This window comes from Bacteroides sp. 2201st1_D9_2201SCRN_220225, from assembly GCF_040928965.1.
Taxonomy (GTDB): Bacteria; Bacteroidota; Bacteroidia; order Bacteroidales; family Bacteroidaceae; genus Bacteroides; species Bacteroides stercoris.
In genome coordinates this window covers 38,104-54,770 of sequence record NZ_JBCODG010000001.1, presented here as the reverse complement: position 1 = coordinate 54,770, position 16,667 = coordinate 38,104, and the positions used below count along the sequence as shown (strand labels likewise).

Here is a 16,667-nt window from a genome sequence, read left to right as displayed (position 1 = left end):
TAATCCGTGCCTAAAAAGAAACAAACGGCAAGCGAATTTTAGTTTTGACATACCCTCTTATATTTCATACTTTATACGTTAATTAGCATCGTTATGTTATACGAAAGAACGCTTGGCCAATGGCTGGAGCATTGGGCCACAACTACACCTGACAAAGAATACATTGTTTACTCCGACCGTAATCTGCGCTTCACCTGGAGCCAGTTCAACCGCAGAGTGGACGACATGGCAAAAGGACTTATCGCTATCGGCGTGGAACGGGGAACACACGTCGGCATCTGGGCGGCAAACGTACCGGACTGGCTGACATTGCTGTATGCCTGCGCCAAAATAGGCGCCGTTTATGTAACGGTAAACACCAACTATAAACAAGCCGAACTGGAGTACCTGTGCGAGAATTCGGATATGCACACGCTCTGTATCGTCAACGGCGAGAAAGACAGCGACTTCGTGCAGATGACCTACACCATGCTGCCTGAACTGAAAACCTGCCAGCGCGGACATCTGAAAAGCGAGCGCTTCCCTTATATGAAGAATGTAATCTACGTAGGGCAGGAAAAGCACAGAGGAATGTACAACACTTCCGAAATTCTGCTTTTAGGCGACAACGTGGAAGACACCCGTCTGAATGAGCTCAAAAGCCGGGTAAGTTGCCACGACGTAGTAAACATGCAGTACACTTCGGGCACTACCGGATTCCCGAAAGGGGTAATGCTTACCCACTACAACATCACCAACAACGGTTTCCTTACCGGCGAGCATATGAAATTCACTGCCGCTGACAAACTCTGCTGTTGCGTCCCCCTGTTCCACTGCTTCGGCGTGGTGCTTGCCACGATGAACTGCCTTACCCACGGCTGTACACAAGTCATGGTGGAACGCTTCAACCCGTTGGTGGTGCTTGCATCCATCCACAAAGAACGATGCACCGCACTCTACGGCGTACCCACGATGTTCATAGCCGAGCTGCACCATCCGATGTTCGACCTGTTCGATATGTCCAGCCTGCGCACGGGTATCATGGCCGGCTCTCTCTGCCCCGTCGAGCTGATGAAGCAGGTAGAGGAAAAGATGTACATGAAAGTAACCAGCGTTTACGGCCTAACGGAAGCCGCTCCCGGCATGACCGCCACGCGAATAGACGACTCGTTCGATGTACGTTGCAACACCGTAGGACGCGACTTTGAGCATACCGAAGTGAAAGTCATCGACCCGGAAACCGGCGAAGAGTGCCCGGTAGGCGTGCAGGGTGAAATGTGCAACCGCGGTTACAACACCATGAAAGGATATTATAAGAATCCGCAGGCCACAGCCGAGGTCATCGACAAGAACGGTTTTCTGCACTCCGGAGACTTGGGCGTAAAAGACGAGGACGGCAACTACCGCATCACCGGACGTATCAAAGACATGATTATCCGCGGCGGCGAAAATATCTATCCGCGCGAAATCGAAGAGTTTCTCTATCAACTGGAAGGCGTCAAGGATGTGCAGGTAGCCGGCATCCCTTCCAAGAAGTACGGCGAAGCGGTCGGCGCATTCATTATCCGGCACGAAGGGGCAGACCTGCACGAATCGGATGTACGCGACTTCTGTATCGGCAAGATTTCCCGTTACAAGATTCCCAAATATATTTTCTTTGTAAAAGAGTTCCCCATGACAGGAAGCGGCAAGATACAGAAATTCAAGCTGAAAGACATAGGGCTGCAACTTTGCAAGGAGCAAGGAATAGAAATTATTTAAGCAGTTAGGAGTAAACCAAGTAAATATGGGGAATTAGCTTATACTATCTGTCATTCAGAGCATCGCAAAGAAGCTCTGAATGACAGATACTCTTAACATAAATGTATTTTTCAACATTCATTCAACCACTCACTCCGCTTTCTCGGGGTAGTTCATATTCTCTTCCGTCATCTGTTCCAGCACTTCATGCAAATACTTGGCAGACTCCCATTTTGCCATGGGCAGGTCGTGGAGCAGGTAATTGCCGCAATCCTGCGGAGCAACACCGGGAACTTCGCCCTCATATCCGGCAACAAAGCGGAACGTATCCTGCATCAGCGATACGATGTCCTGCGGCTGCAAATCGCCTTTCATCAGCAGATAATTGCCGGTAAGGCAGCCCATGGGGCCCCAATAGATAATCTTGTCCTGCCATTGCGGTTCATTGCGCAGGTAGGTGGCAGCCAGATGCTCGATAGTGTGCAGGGCGCCTTGTCCCAATGCCGGTTCACGGTTGGGCTCTTTCATACGGATATCAAAAGTCGTGATGACTTCTCCGTTCACTTCATCCTTGCGCGATACGTAAATACCGCGCAGCAAACGGATGTGATCGATGGTAAAGCTGGGTATTTTCTTCATAAGTTATAAGTTGTGAGTTATGAGTTATAAGTTGTCGGGCAGGGTGGAAAGGAAAGTCCATGTCGTAAGGAAAGAACGTTCCGCCATCGTACCCCAAAAATCGGCATATTGCGAAGAGTGGTCTTCCACGCCCGGCGTATCGCTGATGATACGGAAGCTGAGGAAAGGAATGCCGTACAGATAGCAGGTCTGCGCAATGGCAGCGGACTCCATATCGACAGCCAGTCCAGCCGGGAAGCGGCGTTTGATGGCATCCAGCTCTGTGCGGTTGGTGATAAACCGGTCGCCGGTACATATCAGTCCGCTATGAATACGGCTTTCCAATCCGGTCTTGTTCAGAGACAAAGCATGTTCCAAAAGCGGGGCGCACCCCTTGTACACTGCAGGCAATCCCTGCACCTGACCGTACTCGTTACCGTCACCGCACCATACATCGTGGTACGCCAAAGAGTCGCTCGCCACTACATCCGTCACCTTGAGACAAGCGTCGATGCCGCCCGCCACACCGGTACTCACAATGCAGTCCGGGGCAAAACGGCGTATCAGCTCCGTAGCTCCCACCGCCGCATTCACCTTACCGATGCCGCATTGCGTAAGTATCACGCGGTTGCTGCCAAGCATACCTTCCACATAGTGCAGATTCCCGTAATCCGCTACCTTCTTCTCCTGCAAACGTTCCGCCAGTTGGCGGTGTTCGCTATCCATTGCACTGATAACACCTATCGTCATGCTTACCGATTTCCAAATTTCAGATTTATGAATTATATGATTTAGGGAAGGCAAAGGTACGATATTTCAGCAGATTTATCTATCCAACTGGTGCATAAATCAATATTTATGTATAAGTTTGCCGCTGAAATTCAGATTAGGAGTCAAGGGAGTCGACTCCTCACCCTTTCGGCTCCCCCACATAAACCATAACCCAGCAAAGATGATAAAGAAGATTCTTCCCGACTTAATTGCCATCCTGGCATTCGTCCTGATTTCTTTCGCCTACTTTTTTCCGGCGGATATAGAAGGACGTATTCTGTTCCAGCACGACACCGCCGCCGGAGCCGGCGCCGGACAAGAAGCCAAAGAGTATTACGAACAGACAGGCGAACGCACCCGCTGGACCAATTCCCTTTTCGGCGGAATGCCTACCTACCAGATATCCCCGTCCTACGACTCTACCGTACCGCTGCAATGGACACAGAAAATATACCAGCTCTTCCTGCCCACCTACGTCAACCTGACGTTTATCCTGATGCTGGGCTTCTACATCCTGCTGCGGGCATTCGGCATACCGGCATGGCTGGCAGGCTTGGGCGGCATCATGTGGGCCTTCTCGTCCTACTTCTTCATTCTGATTTCGGCGGGACACATCTGGAAATTCATCACCCTTGCCTACATCCCGCCCACAATAGCGGGCATCGTGCTCGCCTACCGGGGCAAGCTGCTGGCAGGCGGCATACTCACAGCCTTCTTCATCGCCCTACAAATCATGTCCAACCATGTGCAGATGTCCTACTACTTCCTGTTCGTCATCCTGTTCATCGCAGGAGCATACTTTGAAGATGCGTGGCGCAACAAGACGCTTCCCCGGTTCTTCAAGGCAAGCGCCGTACTGCTGGTTGCCGCCCTTATCGGTGTGGCCGCCAACCTTTCCAACCTCTACCACACCTATACGTACAGCAAGGAAACCATGCGCGGCAAAAGCGAGCTGGTACAGACCGGTGATGCCGCCAAGCAAACCAGCAGCGGACTGGACCGCGACTACATCACCAACTGGAGCTATGGCATCGGCGAAACCTGGACGCTCCTCGTTCCCAACTTCAAAGGCGGTTCCTCCTCCGCCCCCCTCAGCCAGAGCGAAACCGCCATGGAAAAGGCCAACCCGATGTACGGGAGTCTGTACAACTCATTCCCGCAGTACTTCGGCAGCCAGCCCTGGACCGCCGGCCCCGTCTATGTGGGTGCATTCGTCCTGTTCCTCTTCGTGCTGGGCTGCTTCATCGTAAAAGGACCGCTGAAATGGGCGTTGCTGGGAGCAACCTTCTTCTCCATCGTCCTGGCATGGGGTAAGAACTTCATGCCGCTGACGGACTTCTTCATCGATTACGTCCCGATGTACAATAAGTTCCGCGCCGTATCATCCATCCTCGTCATAGCGGAATTCACCATTCCCCTGCTGGCAATCTTTGCCTTGAAGCGCGTGTTGGAAGAACCCGGAATATGGAAAGCGAACAAGAAAGCGTTCGGCATCAGCCTTGCGCTGACCGCCGGTGTAGCCCTGCTGCTTACCGTAGCGCCGGGTAGCCTCGGCTCCGGCTTCGTGCCCGCACAAGAAGCGCAGATGCTGCAAAATGCCGTCGACCAGCAGATGATACCCGCCAACGAGCTGTCCGGCATCCTCGCCAATCTCTCAGAAATGCGGGGTGCGCTTGTCAGCGCCGACGCATTGCGGAGCTTCATCATCATCTGCATCGGATGCGCGCTGCTTTGGCTCCACTCGGCAGGCAAGCTGCGCCGGTCACTGACCGTTGCAGGCATCACGGTTCTCTGCCTTGTAGATATGTGGAGTGTAAACAAACGCTACCTGCACGACGAGCAGTTCGTGCCCCGTTCCATCCAAACGGAAACGTTCAGCAAAACCAAGACCGACGAACTCATCCTGCAGGACAAAAGCCCGGACTACCGCGTACTGAACTTTGCAACCGATGCCTTCAACGAGAACAACACTTCCTACTGGCATAAGAACATAGGCGGATACCATGCCGCCAAACTGCGTCGCTACCAGGAACTGATAGAACGCCACATCTCTCCCGAAATGCAGGCTGCCTATCAAGCGATAGCCGCCGCAGGCGGAGAAATGGACAGTGTGGACGCCTCCAAGTTCCGCGTACTGAACATGCTGAACACGAAGTACTTCATCCTCCCCGCCGGACAGCAGGGACAGACCGTTCCCGTCCTCAACCCTTATGCCAACGGCAACGCCTGGTTTGTGGAGAACGTGCAATACGTAAACAATGCCAATGAGGAGATTGATGCGCTCAAAACCATCCTTCCCACCGAAACCGCTGTTGTCGATGTCCGTTTCAAGGATGTGCTGAAAGGGATTTCAGAGGCTCATAAAGACAGCCTTTCCTCCATTCGCCTGACAAGTTACGAACCCAACCGCCTGGTTTACGAAACGGAAAACGCAGGAGACGGCATCGCCGTATTCTCCGAGATATACTACCCGAACGGCTGGCAAGTAACCATTGACGGGAAACCTGCCGGACTGGGACGTGCGGATTATGTACTGCGCGCCTTGTATATCCCTGCCGGCAAGCATACCGTCGAGATGCGCTTCGACCCCAAAAGCCTGCATGTAACGGAAGGCATCGCCTACGGAGCATTGGCGCTGCTGATTATCGGAGTTGTAGCCGTTGCGCTGATTGCACGCAAAAAAGCGCAAGAATAGGTAGAATCTACGGGGCAACCGGATTCATCCACATTCAATATAACAGAGTAATACGTCTTTCTCTCTATAGCAGTACGCTTTTCCTCACAGCCTTATAACAAAGACATACAGAGGAAAATCAGGTATTGCTATAGAGAGAATTCTTTTTTCTCAGGAAGAACATCGGATGTTGACTACTGTCAACAGCCCGGTTGACAATAGCCGGCCGATCCGTTGACAGCAGTAAACAGCTCTGTTGACAGTAGTCAACACCTGATGTTCCCAGTGGCCGAAACGAATGCCCTACGGATGAAAATACAATCCTGCAACGTCATAAATCAGATTCTCCTACAAGGAAAAGAATGAAAAAAATAGTATAAATCACCGGCAGAACGATATATTTCAGTAACTTTGCTTTTCAAATCAAAAAAACGATAGAGTATGGAAACTACCAGACAGAACAAAATAGCCCGTTTGCTCCAAAAGGAATTAAGCGACATCTTCCTGTTGCAAACCAAATCGATGCCCGGTATACTGATTTCGGTCAGCGCCGTACGCATCAGTCCCGATATGAGCGTGGCACGCGCCTACCTCAGCGTTTTCCCCTCTGAACGGAGCGAAGAAATCATCAAGAACGTCAATGCCAACATGAAGTCCATCCGCTTTGAACTGGGAACCCGCGTACGCCACCAACTGCGCATCATTCCCGAACTGAAGTTCTTCGTGGACGACTCGCTGGATTATCTGGAAAGAATCGATGAACTACTGAAATAGTGGTTAATCCCCAACCATGAATCTTCCTTTTTTTATAGCCCGCCGTTATCTCTTCTCTAAGAAGAAGCATAATGCCATTAATATTATATCCGGCATCTCGGTGTGCGGGGTGGCGTTGGCTACATTGGCGTTGGTGTGCACATTGTCCGTATTCAACGGATTTCAAGATATGGTAGCGGGGTTCTTCACGGCTTTCGACCCGGAGCTGAAAATCACCGTTCGGGAAGGAAAGGTGTTCGACCCGCTCGAATCGCGTGTGCAGCAAGTACGCGCCCTGCCCGAAATAGATGTATGGACGGAGACGCTGGAAGAAAACGCAATGGTGCAGTACAAGGACCGCCAGGCAATGGCGGTTATCAAAGGCGTGGAGGATAACTTCGAGCAACTGACATCCATAGACAGCCTGCTGTACGGTACGGGGAAGTTCATTTTGAACGATTCCGTTGTGGACTACGGCTTTATGGGTGTGGAGCTGGTGTCCGAGCTGGGCACGGGACTTCAGTTTGTCGACCCACTGCGGGTGTATGCACCTAAAAGGAATGTACGTGTCAACATCGCCAATCCGTCGGCGGCTTTCAACCAGGATTATCTGTTCTCGCCGGGAGCGGTGTTTGTTGTCAACCAGCAGAAATACGACTCACGCTATATCCTCACATCGTTGGGCTTTGCCCGGCGGCTGTTCAATTATGACACGGAAGTTTCCGCCATCGAACTGAAACTGAAACCGGGCAGCAACACCGATGCCGTGCAGAAGAAAATGGAACGCATCCTGGGCGACCGCTTCATCGTGCAAAACCGCTACGAGCAGCAAGCGGATGTATTCCGTATCATGGAGATTGAGAAACTCATCTCCTACCTGTTCCTTACCTTTATACTTACAATTGCCTGCTTCAATGTTATCGGTTCGCTGTCCATGCTGATACTGGATAAGCGCGAGGATACGGAGACGCTGCGCAATCTGGGCGCCGACGACCGGCTGATAGCCCGCATCTTCCTTTTTGAAGGGCGGCTGATTTCGGTGTTCGGAGCAATTGCCGGGATTGTATTGGGGCTGCTGCTGTGTTTCCTGCAACAACGCTTCGGACTTATATCGCTGGGCGGCGGCAACGGAAGTTTTGTAGTGGACGCCTATCCGGTGAGCGTGCATGCAACGGACATCATACTGGTATTCGTAACGGTTATCACCGTAGGGTTCCTCTCGGTGTGGTATCCTGTGCGGTACTTGAGCAAGCGGTTGCTTAAAAAATAAAAGCATCCTCCCCCTTCACCCGCAGAATCCCATGAACAGTATGATGCAAAGGAATTGTGAAGGGTGAAGGGGGAGGATGCAAACTTTTTATTTCTTACGTATAATCGTCAGTCCGTCGCGCAACGGCAGTATAACTTTCTCCACCCGATTATCTGCGGCAACCAGATCATTGAAAGCCTTTATCCCGATGGTCTGCAAGTCCGTGCGATGCGGTTGCTCTTCAAGAACGTGCCCGTCCCACAAGGTATTGTCGGCAATGATATAACCGCCGTCCGAAAGGCGTGCCAATACCATCTCGTAATAATCGATGTAACGGCGCTTATCACCGTCGATGAAAGCAAGGTCGAAAGTGATGTCCAGCCGGGGAACAAGTTCCAAAGCATTACCTATATAGAACTTTATCTTATTGGCATAGGGTGAGTTCTCCAGCCACGGACGGGTAAAGTCTTCCTGCTCGTCATTGATTTCAAACGTATGCAGCATTCCGTTGTCCGGCAACCCCTCTGCCATGCAAAGTGCGGAGTATCCGCTATATGTCCCGATCTCCAACACCTGACGGGGACGTATCATCCTGACAAACATCTTGAGCATACGCCCCTGCAAATGTCCCGAAGCCATGCGGGGATAAAGCAACTTGAGGTGCGTATCGCGATAAAGAGCCTTCAGATAGTCGCCCTCTTCATCGATGTGTTGCAGGATATATTCGTCTAAAGTCATATAAATTGAGAATTGAGAACTAAAAAACAAATGTCTGCCAGCGGACTGTCATTTTTTAATTCTCAATTTATAATTTTACAAGTATCTGTTACTGTTCGGAAGTACACTGTCTTCAGCATGTTTCAGGGCATCTTCCACTACGTTGATTTCGAGGAAGGATGTTTGCGTACCGGCCTTACCGCTACTCAGATAGCCCACCATGTCGGTAGGTTGCAGACGGCCTTCCTGAAGCAGGCGGCGGAGAGCGGCGAAGTAGTATTCCTGTCCGTTGGCAAGTTCGGGCATGTAGATGGCTTCTACACCGTATGAAAGCGCCAGGTGACGCATGGTCTTTTCCTTATAGCAGATGGCGAGCACCGGGTATTTGCCGCGGAATGCAGCAAGGTTGCGGGCAGTGCGGCCGCTGTAACTGTCGGTGATGATGGCGCGAATCTTCAACTTCGTAGTGGCCTTTACCGCTTGCTTGGCGAGGAAAGCCGTTACATCGTTGCTGTTTTCGTCCAAAGGAATACGGATGTCGTTATCCGCCAGTTTGTCTTTTTCCGCCTGGGCGGCAACTTTCGTCATTGTCTTGACGGCTTCAACCGGATATTTGCCGTAAGCCGTCTCACCGCTCAGCATCAAAGCATCCGTACGGTAATAGATGGCGTTGGCGATGTCGGTAACTTCCGCACGGGTAGGACGCGGGTTGGAAATCATGGTATGGAGCATCTGCGTGGCAACGATAACCGGCTTCTTGGCAAGGATACATTTGCGAATCAGCAAACGTTGGATACCCGGAATACGTTCCTGCGGAACTTCGATACCCAGGTCGCCACGGGCTATCATAACACCGTCGGCCACTTCGAGAATCTCGTCGATATTGTCCACACCTTCCTGGTTCTCAATCTTGGCAATGATTCTGATGTCGCTGTTGTGGGCATCGAGGATAGCCTTTATATCCAGAATATCCTGTCTGTTGCGCACGAAAGAGTGAGCGATGAAGTCAATGTCTTTCTCGATGGCGTAGAGGATATTGTTGCGGTCTTTTTCCGTCAGTGAAGGCAGGTTGATGCGTACACCCGGCACATTGACACTCTTGCGGCTGCTCAAGGTAGCTTCATTCTGCACCTCGCACAGCAGGTGGTCGGCATTCTTTTCCACAACAACCAGTTCCAGGTCACCGTCGTCGATAAGGATATGACCGCCCACATTGAGGTCGTGTACAAAGTTGGGATAAGAAACGGAGATACATTCGCGGGTAGTCTGCCGGTCGGGATTGCCTACCACTTTTACACGATCGCCTGCCTTGAAGGGAATAGGCTCGTCAAGGACAGTCGTACGCACTTCGGGACCCTTCGTATCCATGAGGATAGCGATGCGGTTGGAAACCGTACGCACATTGGCTATCAGCTTCTCGAAACCTTCGCGGCCTGCATGAGCCGTATTCATACGTACTACGTTCAAACCTGCGTCGAACAACTGTTTTATAAAATCAACATCGCAACGCTGATCGGAAATCGTTGCAACAATTTTTGTCTGTTTCAATAGCATAATCTTATACCTATTTTATATTAATAATTCCTTTAACGCTTCCAATGCCAGACGGTAGGAGTTCAGCCCAAAGCCGCAAATAACACCCCGGCAGGCACAAGCTATCATGGATACGTGGCGAAACGACTCCCGGGCATGCACATTGGAGATATGAACCTCAATCACCGGAGCAGTGACCGACCGGATCGCATCTTGCAGGGCAATGGACGTATGGGTATAGGCCCCCGCATTCAGGATGATGCCGTCCGCATCAAAACCCACCTGCTGTATCTTGTCTATCAACTCTCCTTCGATGTTGGATTGGAAATAGTCTATCTGTACATCCGCATACTTTTCACGGAGTCCGGCAAGGTAGTCTTCAAAAGTAACACTGCCATAAATGGAAGGTTCGCGTTTACCCAACAGATTTATATTGGGGCCGTTAATAATCTGTATTCTCATAACACATTTTTTTATACCTTTGTCCACAGAGAACATTCTTTCAAGGTGCAAAGATAGGAAAAAGTAATGAAAGTAGAAGAGAAATTGACGAATAAGGAAAAACGAGCGGTGATAATCAGAAAGTATCAGCAATATCTCAGGCTGGAGAAAGCGCTTTCGCCCAATACGCTCGATGCCTATATGACGGACCTACAGAAACTTCTGCACTTTCTGGAAGGAGAGAATATAGAAATTCCGGACGTAACACCGGATGATTTGCAACGCTTTGCCGCAGGACTCCACGACATCGGTATCCATCCCCGTTCCCAGGCCCGGATACTCTCCGGAATCAAATCGTTCTTCCACTTTCTGGTGATTGCCGACTATCAGGAAGCCGACCCGAGCGAGCTGCTGGAAGGTCCCAAAATCGGGTTCAGGTTACCGGAAGTGCTCACCGTTGAAGAAATCGACAGAATCATTTCCACCGTAGACATGGAGAAGAAAGAGGGACAACGCAACCGGGCTATTCTGGAGACACTGTACAGCTGCGGGTTACGCGTGTCGGAACTGTGTAACCTGAAAATCTCCGATCTCTATTTTGAGGAAGGGTTTATTAAGGTAGAAGGCAAAGGCGGCAAACAGCGTTTAGTACCTATCTCGCCTCGTGCAATCAAGGAGATAAAGTATTGGTTTGCAGACCGCAACCTGGGAAAAATAAAGAAAGGATACGAGGATTACGTATTTCTGGCACGATGGGGTAATAATATCTCCCGCATCATGGTGTTTCACATGATAAAAGAGCTGGCAGAAAAAGCCGGCATCACCAAGAATATCAGTCCGCATACGTTCCGCCACTCCTTCGCCACCCATCTGCTGGAAGGCGGCGCCAATCTGCGGGCCATCCAGTGCATGTTGGGACATGAATCCATCGCCACCACTGAAATCTATACACATATCGACCGGAACAGACTCCGAAGTGAAATTATCGAGCATCATCCCCGCAATATTAAATACAGGAAAGAGCATGGCGTTTATTAAATTATAATAAATGTGATAGTATTATTAACAAATTGCCAAGAGAATTAATATCTTTGCAAAGCTATATATATAGGAATATAGCAACTAATTGTGAATGGACAAATTTCAATTACAAACAATTAATTTATATCTAAAATGACTAAAAAATTGTATCTGCCTTTGTTAGTGGCACTTGTTGCTGTTTTGACATCATGCAGCAGCAAAATGGGTGAACTGTCTTCTGACTATTTCACAGTGACTCCGCAAGTATTGGAAGCCGTAGGCGGTAAGGTACCTGCTACAATTAACGGTAAATTCCCTGAAAAGTATTTCAAGAAAAAAGCTGTAGTGGAAGTTACTCCGGTTTTGAGATGGGAAGGCGGCGAAGCTAAAGGTCAGCCTGCCGTATTCCAGGGTGAAAAAGTAGAAGGCAACGACCAGACTATCTCTTACAAGGCTGGTGGTAGCTACACAATGAAGACTTCTTTCGACTATGTTCCCGAAATGGCTAAGTCTGAATTGTACTTGGAATTCAAAGCTAAAGTCGGAAAGAAAGAAGTTACTATCCCTGCTGTAAAAGTAGCCGACGGTGTTATCTCTACTTCCGAACTGGTTGGCCAGACTTTGGGCAGCGCTAATCCTGCTAACGGTGACGACGCTTTCCAACGCGTAATCAAAGAAAAATATGATGCAAACATCATGTTCCTGATCCAACAGGCTAACATCCGTTCAAGCGAGTTGAAAACTGCCAAAGCATTCAACGAAGAAGTTAAGAACATCAACGAAGCTGCCAACAAGAAGATCAGCAACATCGAAATCTCTGCATACGCTTCTCCCGATGGTGGCGTTGAGCTGAATACTGGTCTGGCTGAAAACCGTCAGAACAACACAGCCAAAGTTATCAACAAGGATTTGAAGAAGAGCAAAATCGAAGCAGCTGTAGATACTAAATATACTGCACAGGACTGGGAAGGTTTCCAGGAACTGGTCAGCAAATCCAACATCCAGGATAAAGAGTTGATTCTCCGCGTTTTGTCAATGTACTCTGATCCTGAACAAAGAGAACAGGAAATCAAGAATATCTCTTCTGTATACAGCACTTTGGCAGAAGAAATCCTTCCGCAACTGCGTCGTTCTCGTCTGACTTTGAACTATGACGTAATCGGTAAGTCTGACGAAGAAATCGCATCTTTGGCTGACAGCGATGCTAAGCAACTGAACATCGAAGAACTGCTGTATGCAGCTACTCTGACTAACGATCCTGCCAAGCAAGAAGCTATCTTCACCAAAGCTACTCAAATCTACCCGAACGACTACCGTGCATACAACAACCTCGGTAAGTTAGCTTACCAAGCCGGTGATTTGGACAAGGCTGAAGGCTACCTGAAGAAATCTCTTTCTATCAAGGATTCTGCTGAAGCTAACATGAACATGGGTCTCGTAGCTTTGAGAAAAGGCGACAAGGCAGCAGCTGAAACTTACCTGGGCAAAGCTTCCGGTACTAAGGAACTGAACGAAGCTCTGGGTAACCTGTACATCGCTCAAGGTCAATATGACAGAGCCGTTAACGCATTTGGCGACACTAAGACCAACAGTGCAGCTTTGGCACAAATCCTGGCTAAGGACTACAACAAGGCTAAGAGCACATTGTCAAGCATCGCTAAACCGGACGCTTACACTGACTACCTGATGGCTGTTGTAGGTGCAAGAACCAACAACTCTTCTATGGTTATGGACAACCTGAAGAAAGCTGTTGCCAAAGATTCTTCATTGGCTAAGAAAGCTGCTTCTGACTTGGAATTCTCCAAATACTTCACGAATGCAGACTTCATGAATATCATCAAATAATAAAGGTTATAAGATGAAAAGAAGTGCCCGGCATAGAAATATGTCGGGCATTTTTTTTTATTCACACCAAAAAGAACTACTTTCGCAGCAACGTATCAGAAGAAGAAAGCCGTATGAAGAATATTTATCTTGCATATTTCCTGATTATCATGCTATCCGCTTGCGGTGGCAAAAGCTCCGACACAGTCAGTCTGAGCGGAGAAATCAAAGGTTTGGGAAATGACACCTTATATATATACGGTGCAGACGAAATGTACGACCGCATGGATACCCTGCCCGTTGAGAACGGCAAATTCTCGAAAACACTCTCTCCGGATACCTTGGTAGCTGCATGGCTGTTGTTCAGCGACGGCAGCCGATACCCTTTCTTCATGGATAAAGGTGACAAAATACACATAAAAGGCTCTGCTGCCGAACTAAACAGTATGGAAATAACCGGCAACCCGCACAATGAAGAGTTGACCGCCTTCCGGAAAGAACTGAAAGGATTGGGCAAACCGTCTGAAAAAGTCCTGGAAGAGAAAGCCGGCAAATTTATCAATGAGCATCATTCCTCTTTAGCGAGTATCTACCTGCTTGACAAATACTTCGCACAAAAAGGAAAACCGGATTATACCCTAATCAAACAACTGACCGAGCACATGACGGGAGAACTGAAAGACCGTCCCTATATCGACGGGCTGCTCGACCGCATCCAGGAAGAAGAAAAGGCTACGACCGGAAAGACTGCCGCCTACTTCCGCCTGCCCAACGCCGAAGGGAAGCAGATAACCCGTTCGAACTTCAAAGACCAATACCTGCTAATACACTTCTGGGCTTCCTGGGATACCGTGAGCCGCGACAGCAATGCTGTTTACCGCAGAATCTACAGGAAAGGACAAAAGAACAAGAAATTCGCGCTTTTAGGAATTTCTTTAGACCTCAACAAAGACAATTGGAAAAAGGCTATCGAAACAGATACCCTGAAATGGGAGCAAGCATGCGACCTTTCCGGCTGGGAGACCGGAGTTGTAAAGCAACTTGCCATAAGAACCCTGCCTGCCAATGTACTGCTCAGCCCTTCCGGAAGGATTGAAGGAAAGAACCTGAGCGAAACGGCTATCGAAAAGAAGCTGAAAGACATAGAAGAACAAGAGAAGAAAGAAAAGAAGAGGGAGATAGAGAACGAAAGGAAAAAGAAACGATAACTTTTCTATCGGTAATCATAAACCCTAATCACTAAACACTCAAATTACATGCTCATCAAAGTTTTTGGAGCGGCTGTTCAAGGTATTGATGCAACCCTCATCACTATCGAAGTCAACAGCTCCAGAGGCTGTATGTTCTATCTCGTCGGCTTGCCGGACTCTGCTGTCAAGGAAAGCCACCAACGCATCATTTCCGCACTGCAAGTAAACGGTTACCGGATGCCTACCAGTAATATCGTCATCAACATGGCACCGGCTGATATCCGCAAAGAAGGCGCTGCCTACGACCTGCCGTTGGCTATCGGCATGTTAGGTGCCAGCGAAGTAATCAAACCGGACAAGTTGAGCCGCTATCTGTTAATGGGAGAACTAAGTCTCGACGGCAGCCTGCAACCCATTAAAGGCGCACTGCCCATTGCCATAAAAGCCAGAGAACTCGGTTTTGAAGGAATTATCATACCCAGACAGAACACACGGGAAGCTGCTGTTGTAAATAACCTGAAAGTTTACGGAGCAAAGAACCTGAAAGAGGTCATCGAGTTCTTCAACGACAAACAGGAACTGGAGCTGGTACATGTCGACACCCGTAAAGAGTTCTATACCCGGCAGAATGACTTTGATCTGGATTTCTCCGACGTGAAAGGACAGGAAAACGTAAAACGCGCGTTAGAGGTAGCGGCTGCAGGCGGACATAATATTCTACTGATAGGTGCTCCCGGCAGCGGAAAATCCATGCTTGCCAAGCGCCTTCCCTCTATCCTCCCCCCGTTAACATTGGGCGAAAGCCTTGAAACCACCAAGATACACTCTGTTGCAGGGAAGCTGGAACAGGAAAGCGGACTTATCTCCAAACGACCGTTCCGCGCTCCTCACCACACAATTTCTACTGTAGCCATGACAGGAGGCGGCAGTTTCCCACAACCGGGAGAAATCAGCCTGGCACACAACGGAGTCTTATTCCTCGATGAGTTGCCGGAGTTCAATCGAAATGTACTTGAAGTACTGCGCCAGCCGCTGGAAGACCGGGAAATCAGCATTTCCCGAATTAAATGCAATGTCAAATATCCGGCCAGCCTGATTCTCGCAGCATCCATGAACCCCTGCCCTTGCGGATACTACAACCATCCTACCAAAGCCTGCGTATGCAGCCCGGGGCAAGTACAGAAATACCTGAACCGCATTTCGGGACCTTTGCTCGACCGTATCGACCTGCAAATCGAAGTCATCCCCGTTCCCTTTGAGAAGATGTCGGATGCACGTCCCGGTGAATCGAGCACCCTCATTCGGGAACGCGTAGTACGCGCACGTCAGACCCAATCCGAAAGATATGCCGAAATTCCCGGTGTATATTGCAATGCACAGATGAACAGCAAATTACTTGCCCGTTATGCCCGTCCCGATGATAAAGGGCTGGCACTGCTGAAAACGGCCATGAACCGCTTCAACCTCTCGGCACGCGCCTACGACCGCATCTTAAAAGTCTCACGTACCATCGCCGATCTTGAGGGCTGCGAACTGATACAGCCCTCGCATTTGGCAGAAGCAATCGGATACAGAAACCTGGACAGGGAAGATTGGGCCGGATAGCCCTGTATCAGTCTTATATAGCCCTCTTTTTCAGTTTAAAGACTACCTCTCTGTCATCTTTACCTTCATACCTGCCGTTTCCACCTTTCGGATTCATCTTTATATCCACAGAATCGGTCTGGTAAACCCCGGTAAGGTCCTCACAGATAATACGGAAGTCCTGATAACCGGTTATGGTATTCTGATAAAGATACTCTCCGTTTTCTTTGGTATAAACCGTATCGGATAAAACAGCATAGCCATATGAACCGTCGGCAGGAGAAGCTATATGCTTTACCAGAATTCTGGCATCGGGCACAACCTGCCGGCTCTCTCCCAGTACTTTACCTCTGAATTCATATTTGGCATAAGAAGTACAATTCTCACTTCCTGCCCCCATACTGTTTTCATCGCAATATGCGAACCCCAATAAAATCAATGCACCGAACATCACGCCGTTGAAAATTCTAAGCCATTGTTCTTTTTCTCTCTTCATAGTGTGTTTATAGTCTAAGTTATATCCTATAAACGCCTATCCCAACAAAATACTGCACAACAACCCGACTTTTAACGT

Annotated in this window: 14 protein-coding genes; 8 read left to right on the top strand and 6 right to left on the bottom strand. The window is 49.2% G+C overall.

Annotation, left to right across the window (positions count from 1 at the left end; genetic code table 11):
• Positions 1 to 93 precede the first annotated feature (93 nt).
• Positions 94 to 1,740, top strand: coding sequence for an AMP-binding protein (locus AB5903_RS00205; RefSeq protein WP_005655528.1), 1,647 nt, complete (start codon positions 94 to 96; stop codon positions 1,738 to 1,740).
• A gap of 129 nt (positions 1,741 to 1,869) precedes the next feature.
• Here the strand turns inward: AB5903_RS00205 and AB5903_RS00200 are convergent, their stop codons facing one another.
• Both AB5903_RS00200 and AB5903_RS00195 read right to left on the bottom strand, forming a co-directional pair.
• Positions 1,870 to 2,358: an S-ribosylhomocysteine lyase gene (locus tag AB5903_RS00200; protein ID WP_368117583.1), complete on the bottom strand. Its 489-nt coding sequence runs from the start codon at positions 2,356 to 2,358 to the stop codon at positions 1,870 to 1,872.
• A gap of 24 nt (positions 2,359 to 2,382) precedes the next feature.
• Complete coding sequence (locus AB5903_RS00195; protein WP_005655531.1) at positions 2,383 to 3,087, bottom strand: 5'-methylthioadenosine/adenosylhomocysteine nucleosidase; 705 nt, start codon at positions 3,085 to 3,087, stop codon at positions 2,383 to 2,385.
• Positions 3,088 to 3,289: 202 nt separating this feature from the next.
• On the opposite strand from AB5903_RS00195, the gene AB5903_RS00190 reads away from it, so the two are divergent.
• The 3 genes from AB5903_RS00190 (at position 3,290) to AB5903_RS00180 (ending at position 7,805) form a co-directional block, all read left to right on the top strand.
• Complete coding sequence (locus AB5903_RS00190; protein ID WP_368117582.1) at positions 3,290 to 5,803, top strand: YfhO family protein; 2,514 nt, start codon at positions 3,290 to 3,292, stop codon at positions 5,801 to 5,803.
• Between the two features lie 420 nt (positions 5,804 to 6,223).
• The gene (gene rbfA, locus AB5903_RS00185; protein ID WP_005655535.1) at positions 6,224 to 6,556 is read left to right on the top strand and encodes a 30S ribosome-binding factor RbfA; all 333 of its coding nucleotides are present in this window, start codon (positions 6,224 to 6,226) and stop codon (positions 6,554 to 6,556) included.
• Positions 6,557 to 6,572: 16 nt separating this feature from the next.
• The gene (locus tag AB5903_RS00180) at positions 6,573 to 7,805 is read left to right on the top strand and encodes an FtsX-like permease family protein (RefSeq protein WP_005655537.1); all 1,233 of its coding nucleotides are present in this window, start codon (positions 6,573 to 6,575) and stop codon (positions 7,803 to 7,805) included.
• Between the two features lie 87 nt (positions 7,806 to 7,892).
• On the opposite strand, the gene AB5903_RS00175 is transcribed toward AB5903_RS00180, so the two are convergent.
• The 3 genes from AB5903_RS00175 to aroQ all read right to left on the bottom strand — a co-directional run bounded on the left by AB5903_RS00175 (position 7,893) and on the right by aroQ (position 10,496).
• A complete protein-coding gene (locus AB5903_RS00175) occupies positions 7,893 to 8,522 on the bottom strand; it encodes an O-methyltransferase (RefSeq protein ID WP_005655538.1) in 630 nt (209 codons plus the stop codon).
• Between the two features lie 75 nt (positions 8,523 to 8,597).
• Positions 8,598 to 10,055, bottom strand: coding sequence for a pyruvate kinase (gene pyk, locus AB5903_RS00170; RefSeq protein WP_005655539.1), 1,458 nt, complete (start codon positions 10,053 to 10,055; stop codon positions 8,598 to 8,600).
• A gap of 15 nt (positions 10,056 to 10,070) precedes the next feature.
• Positions 10,071 to 10,496, bottom strand: coding sequence for a type II 3-dehydroquinate dehydratase (gene aroQ, locus AB5903_RS00165; protein WP_016660879.1), 426 nt, complete (start codon positions 10,494 to 10,496; stop codon positions 10,071 to 10,073).
• Between the two features lie 66 nt (positions 10,497 to 10,562).
• Between aroQ and xerD the strand changes: the two genes are divergently transcribed.
• The 4 genes from xerD to AB5903_RS00145 all read left to right on the top strand — a co-directional run bounded on the left by xerD (position 10,563) and on the right by AB5903_RS00145 (position 16,114).
• Positions 10,563 to 11,513 carry a site-specific tyrosine recombinase XerD gene (gene xerD / locus AB5903_RS00160; protein WP_117740552.1) on the top strand — a complete coding sequence of 317 codons (951 nt, stop codon included), beginning with the start codon at positions 10,563 to 10,565 and terminating at the stop codon, positions 11,511 to 11,513.
• Between the two features lie 135 nt (positions 11,514 to 11,648).
• The gene (locus AB5903_RS00155; RefSeq protein ID WP_005655544.1) at positions 11,649 to 13,340 is read left to right on the top strand and encodes a tetratricopeptide repeat protein; all 1,692 of its coding nucleotides are present in this window, start codon (positions 11,649 to 11,651) and stop codon (positions 13,338 to 13,340) included.
• A gap of 113 nt (positions 13,341 to 13,453) precedes the next feature.
• Complete coding sequence (locus AB5903_RS00150) at positions 13,454 to 14,527, top strand: TlpA disulfide reductase family protein (RefSeq protein WP_272710000.1); 1,074 nt, start codon at positions 13,454 to 13,456, stop codon at positions 14,525 to 14,527.
• Positions 14,528 to 14,575: 48 nt separating this feature from the next.
• The gene (locus AB5903_RS00145) at positions 14,576 to 16,114 is read left to right on the top strand and encodes a YifB family Mg chelatase-like AAA ATPase (protein WP_005655546.1); all 1,539 of its coding nucleotides are present in this window, start codon (positions 14,576 to 14,578) and stop codon (positions 16,112 to 16,114) included.
• Between the two features lie 13 nt (positions 16,115 to 16,127).
• On the opposite strand, the gene AB5903_RS00140 is transcribed toward AB5903_RS00145, so the two are convergent.
• A complete protein-coding gene (locus AB5903_RS00140; protein ID WP_005655547.1) occupies positions 16,128 to 16,589 on the bottom strand; it encodes a radical SAM-associated putative lipoprotein in 462 nt (153 codons plus the stop codon).
• Between the last annotated feature and the right edge of the window lie 78 nt (positions 16,590 to 16,667).

Bases quoted from the DNA above. Each gene is read 5' to 3' on its own strand.
- AB5903_RS00205 (WP_005655528.1), top strand. From the start codon at position 94: ATGTTATACGAAAGAACGCTTGGCCAATGGCTGGAGCATTGGGCCACA.
- AB5903_RS00200 (WP_368117583.1), bottom strand. From the start codon at position 2,358: ATGAAGAAAATACCCAGCTTTACCATCGATCACATCCGTTTGCTGCGC.
- AB5903_RS00195 (WP_005655531.1), bottom strand. From the start codon at position 3,087: ATGACGATAGGTGTTATCAGTGCAATGGATAGCGAACACCGCCAACTG.
- AB5903_RS00190 (WP_368117582.1), top strand. From the start codon at position 3,290: ATGATAAAGAAGATTCTTCCCGACTTAATTGCCATCCTGGCATTCGTC.
- rbfA (WP_005655535.1), top strand. From the start codon at position 6,224: ATGGAAACTACCAGACAGAACAAAATAGCCCGTTTGCTCCAAAAGGAA.
- AB5903_RS00180 (WP_005655537.1), top strand. From the start codon at position 6,573: ATGAATCTTCCTTTTTTTATAGCCCGCCGTTATCTCTTCTCTAAGAAG.
- AB5903_RS00175 (WP_005655538.1), bottom strand. From the start codon at position 8,522: ATGACTTTAGACGAATATATCCTGCAACACATCGATGAAGAGGGCGAC.
- pyk (WP_005655539.1), bottom strand. From the start codon at position 10,055: ATGCTATTGAAACAGACAAAAATTGTTGCAACGATTTCCGATCAGCGT.
- aroQ (WP_016660879.1), bottom strand. From the start codon at position 10,496: ATGAGAATACAGATTATTAACGGCCCCAATATAAATCTGTTGGGTAAA.
- xerD (WP_117740552.1), top strand. From the start codon at position 10,563: ATGAAAGTAGAAGAGAAATTGACGAATAAGGAAAAACGAGCGGTGATA.
- AB5903_RS00155 (WP_005655544.1), top strand. From the start codon at position 11,649: ATGACTAAAAAATTGTATCTGCCTTTGTTAGTGGCACTTGTTGCTGTT.
- AB5903_RS00150 (WP_272710000.1), top strand. From the start codon at position 13,454: ATGAAGAATATTTATCTTGCATATTTCCTGATTATCATGCTATCCGCT.
- AB5903_RS00145 (WP_005655546.1), top strand. From the start codon at position 14,576: ATGCTCATCAAAGTTTTTGGAGCGGCTGTTCAAGGTATTGATGCAACC.
- AB5903_RS00140 (WP_005655547.1), bottom strand. From the start codon at position 16,589: ATGAAGAGAGAAAAAGAACAATGGCTTAGAATTTTCAACGGCGTGATG.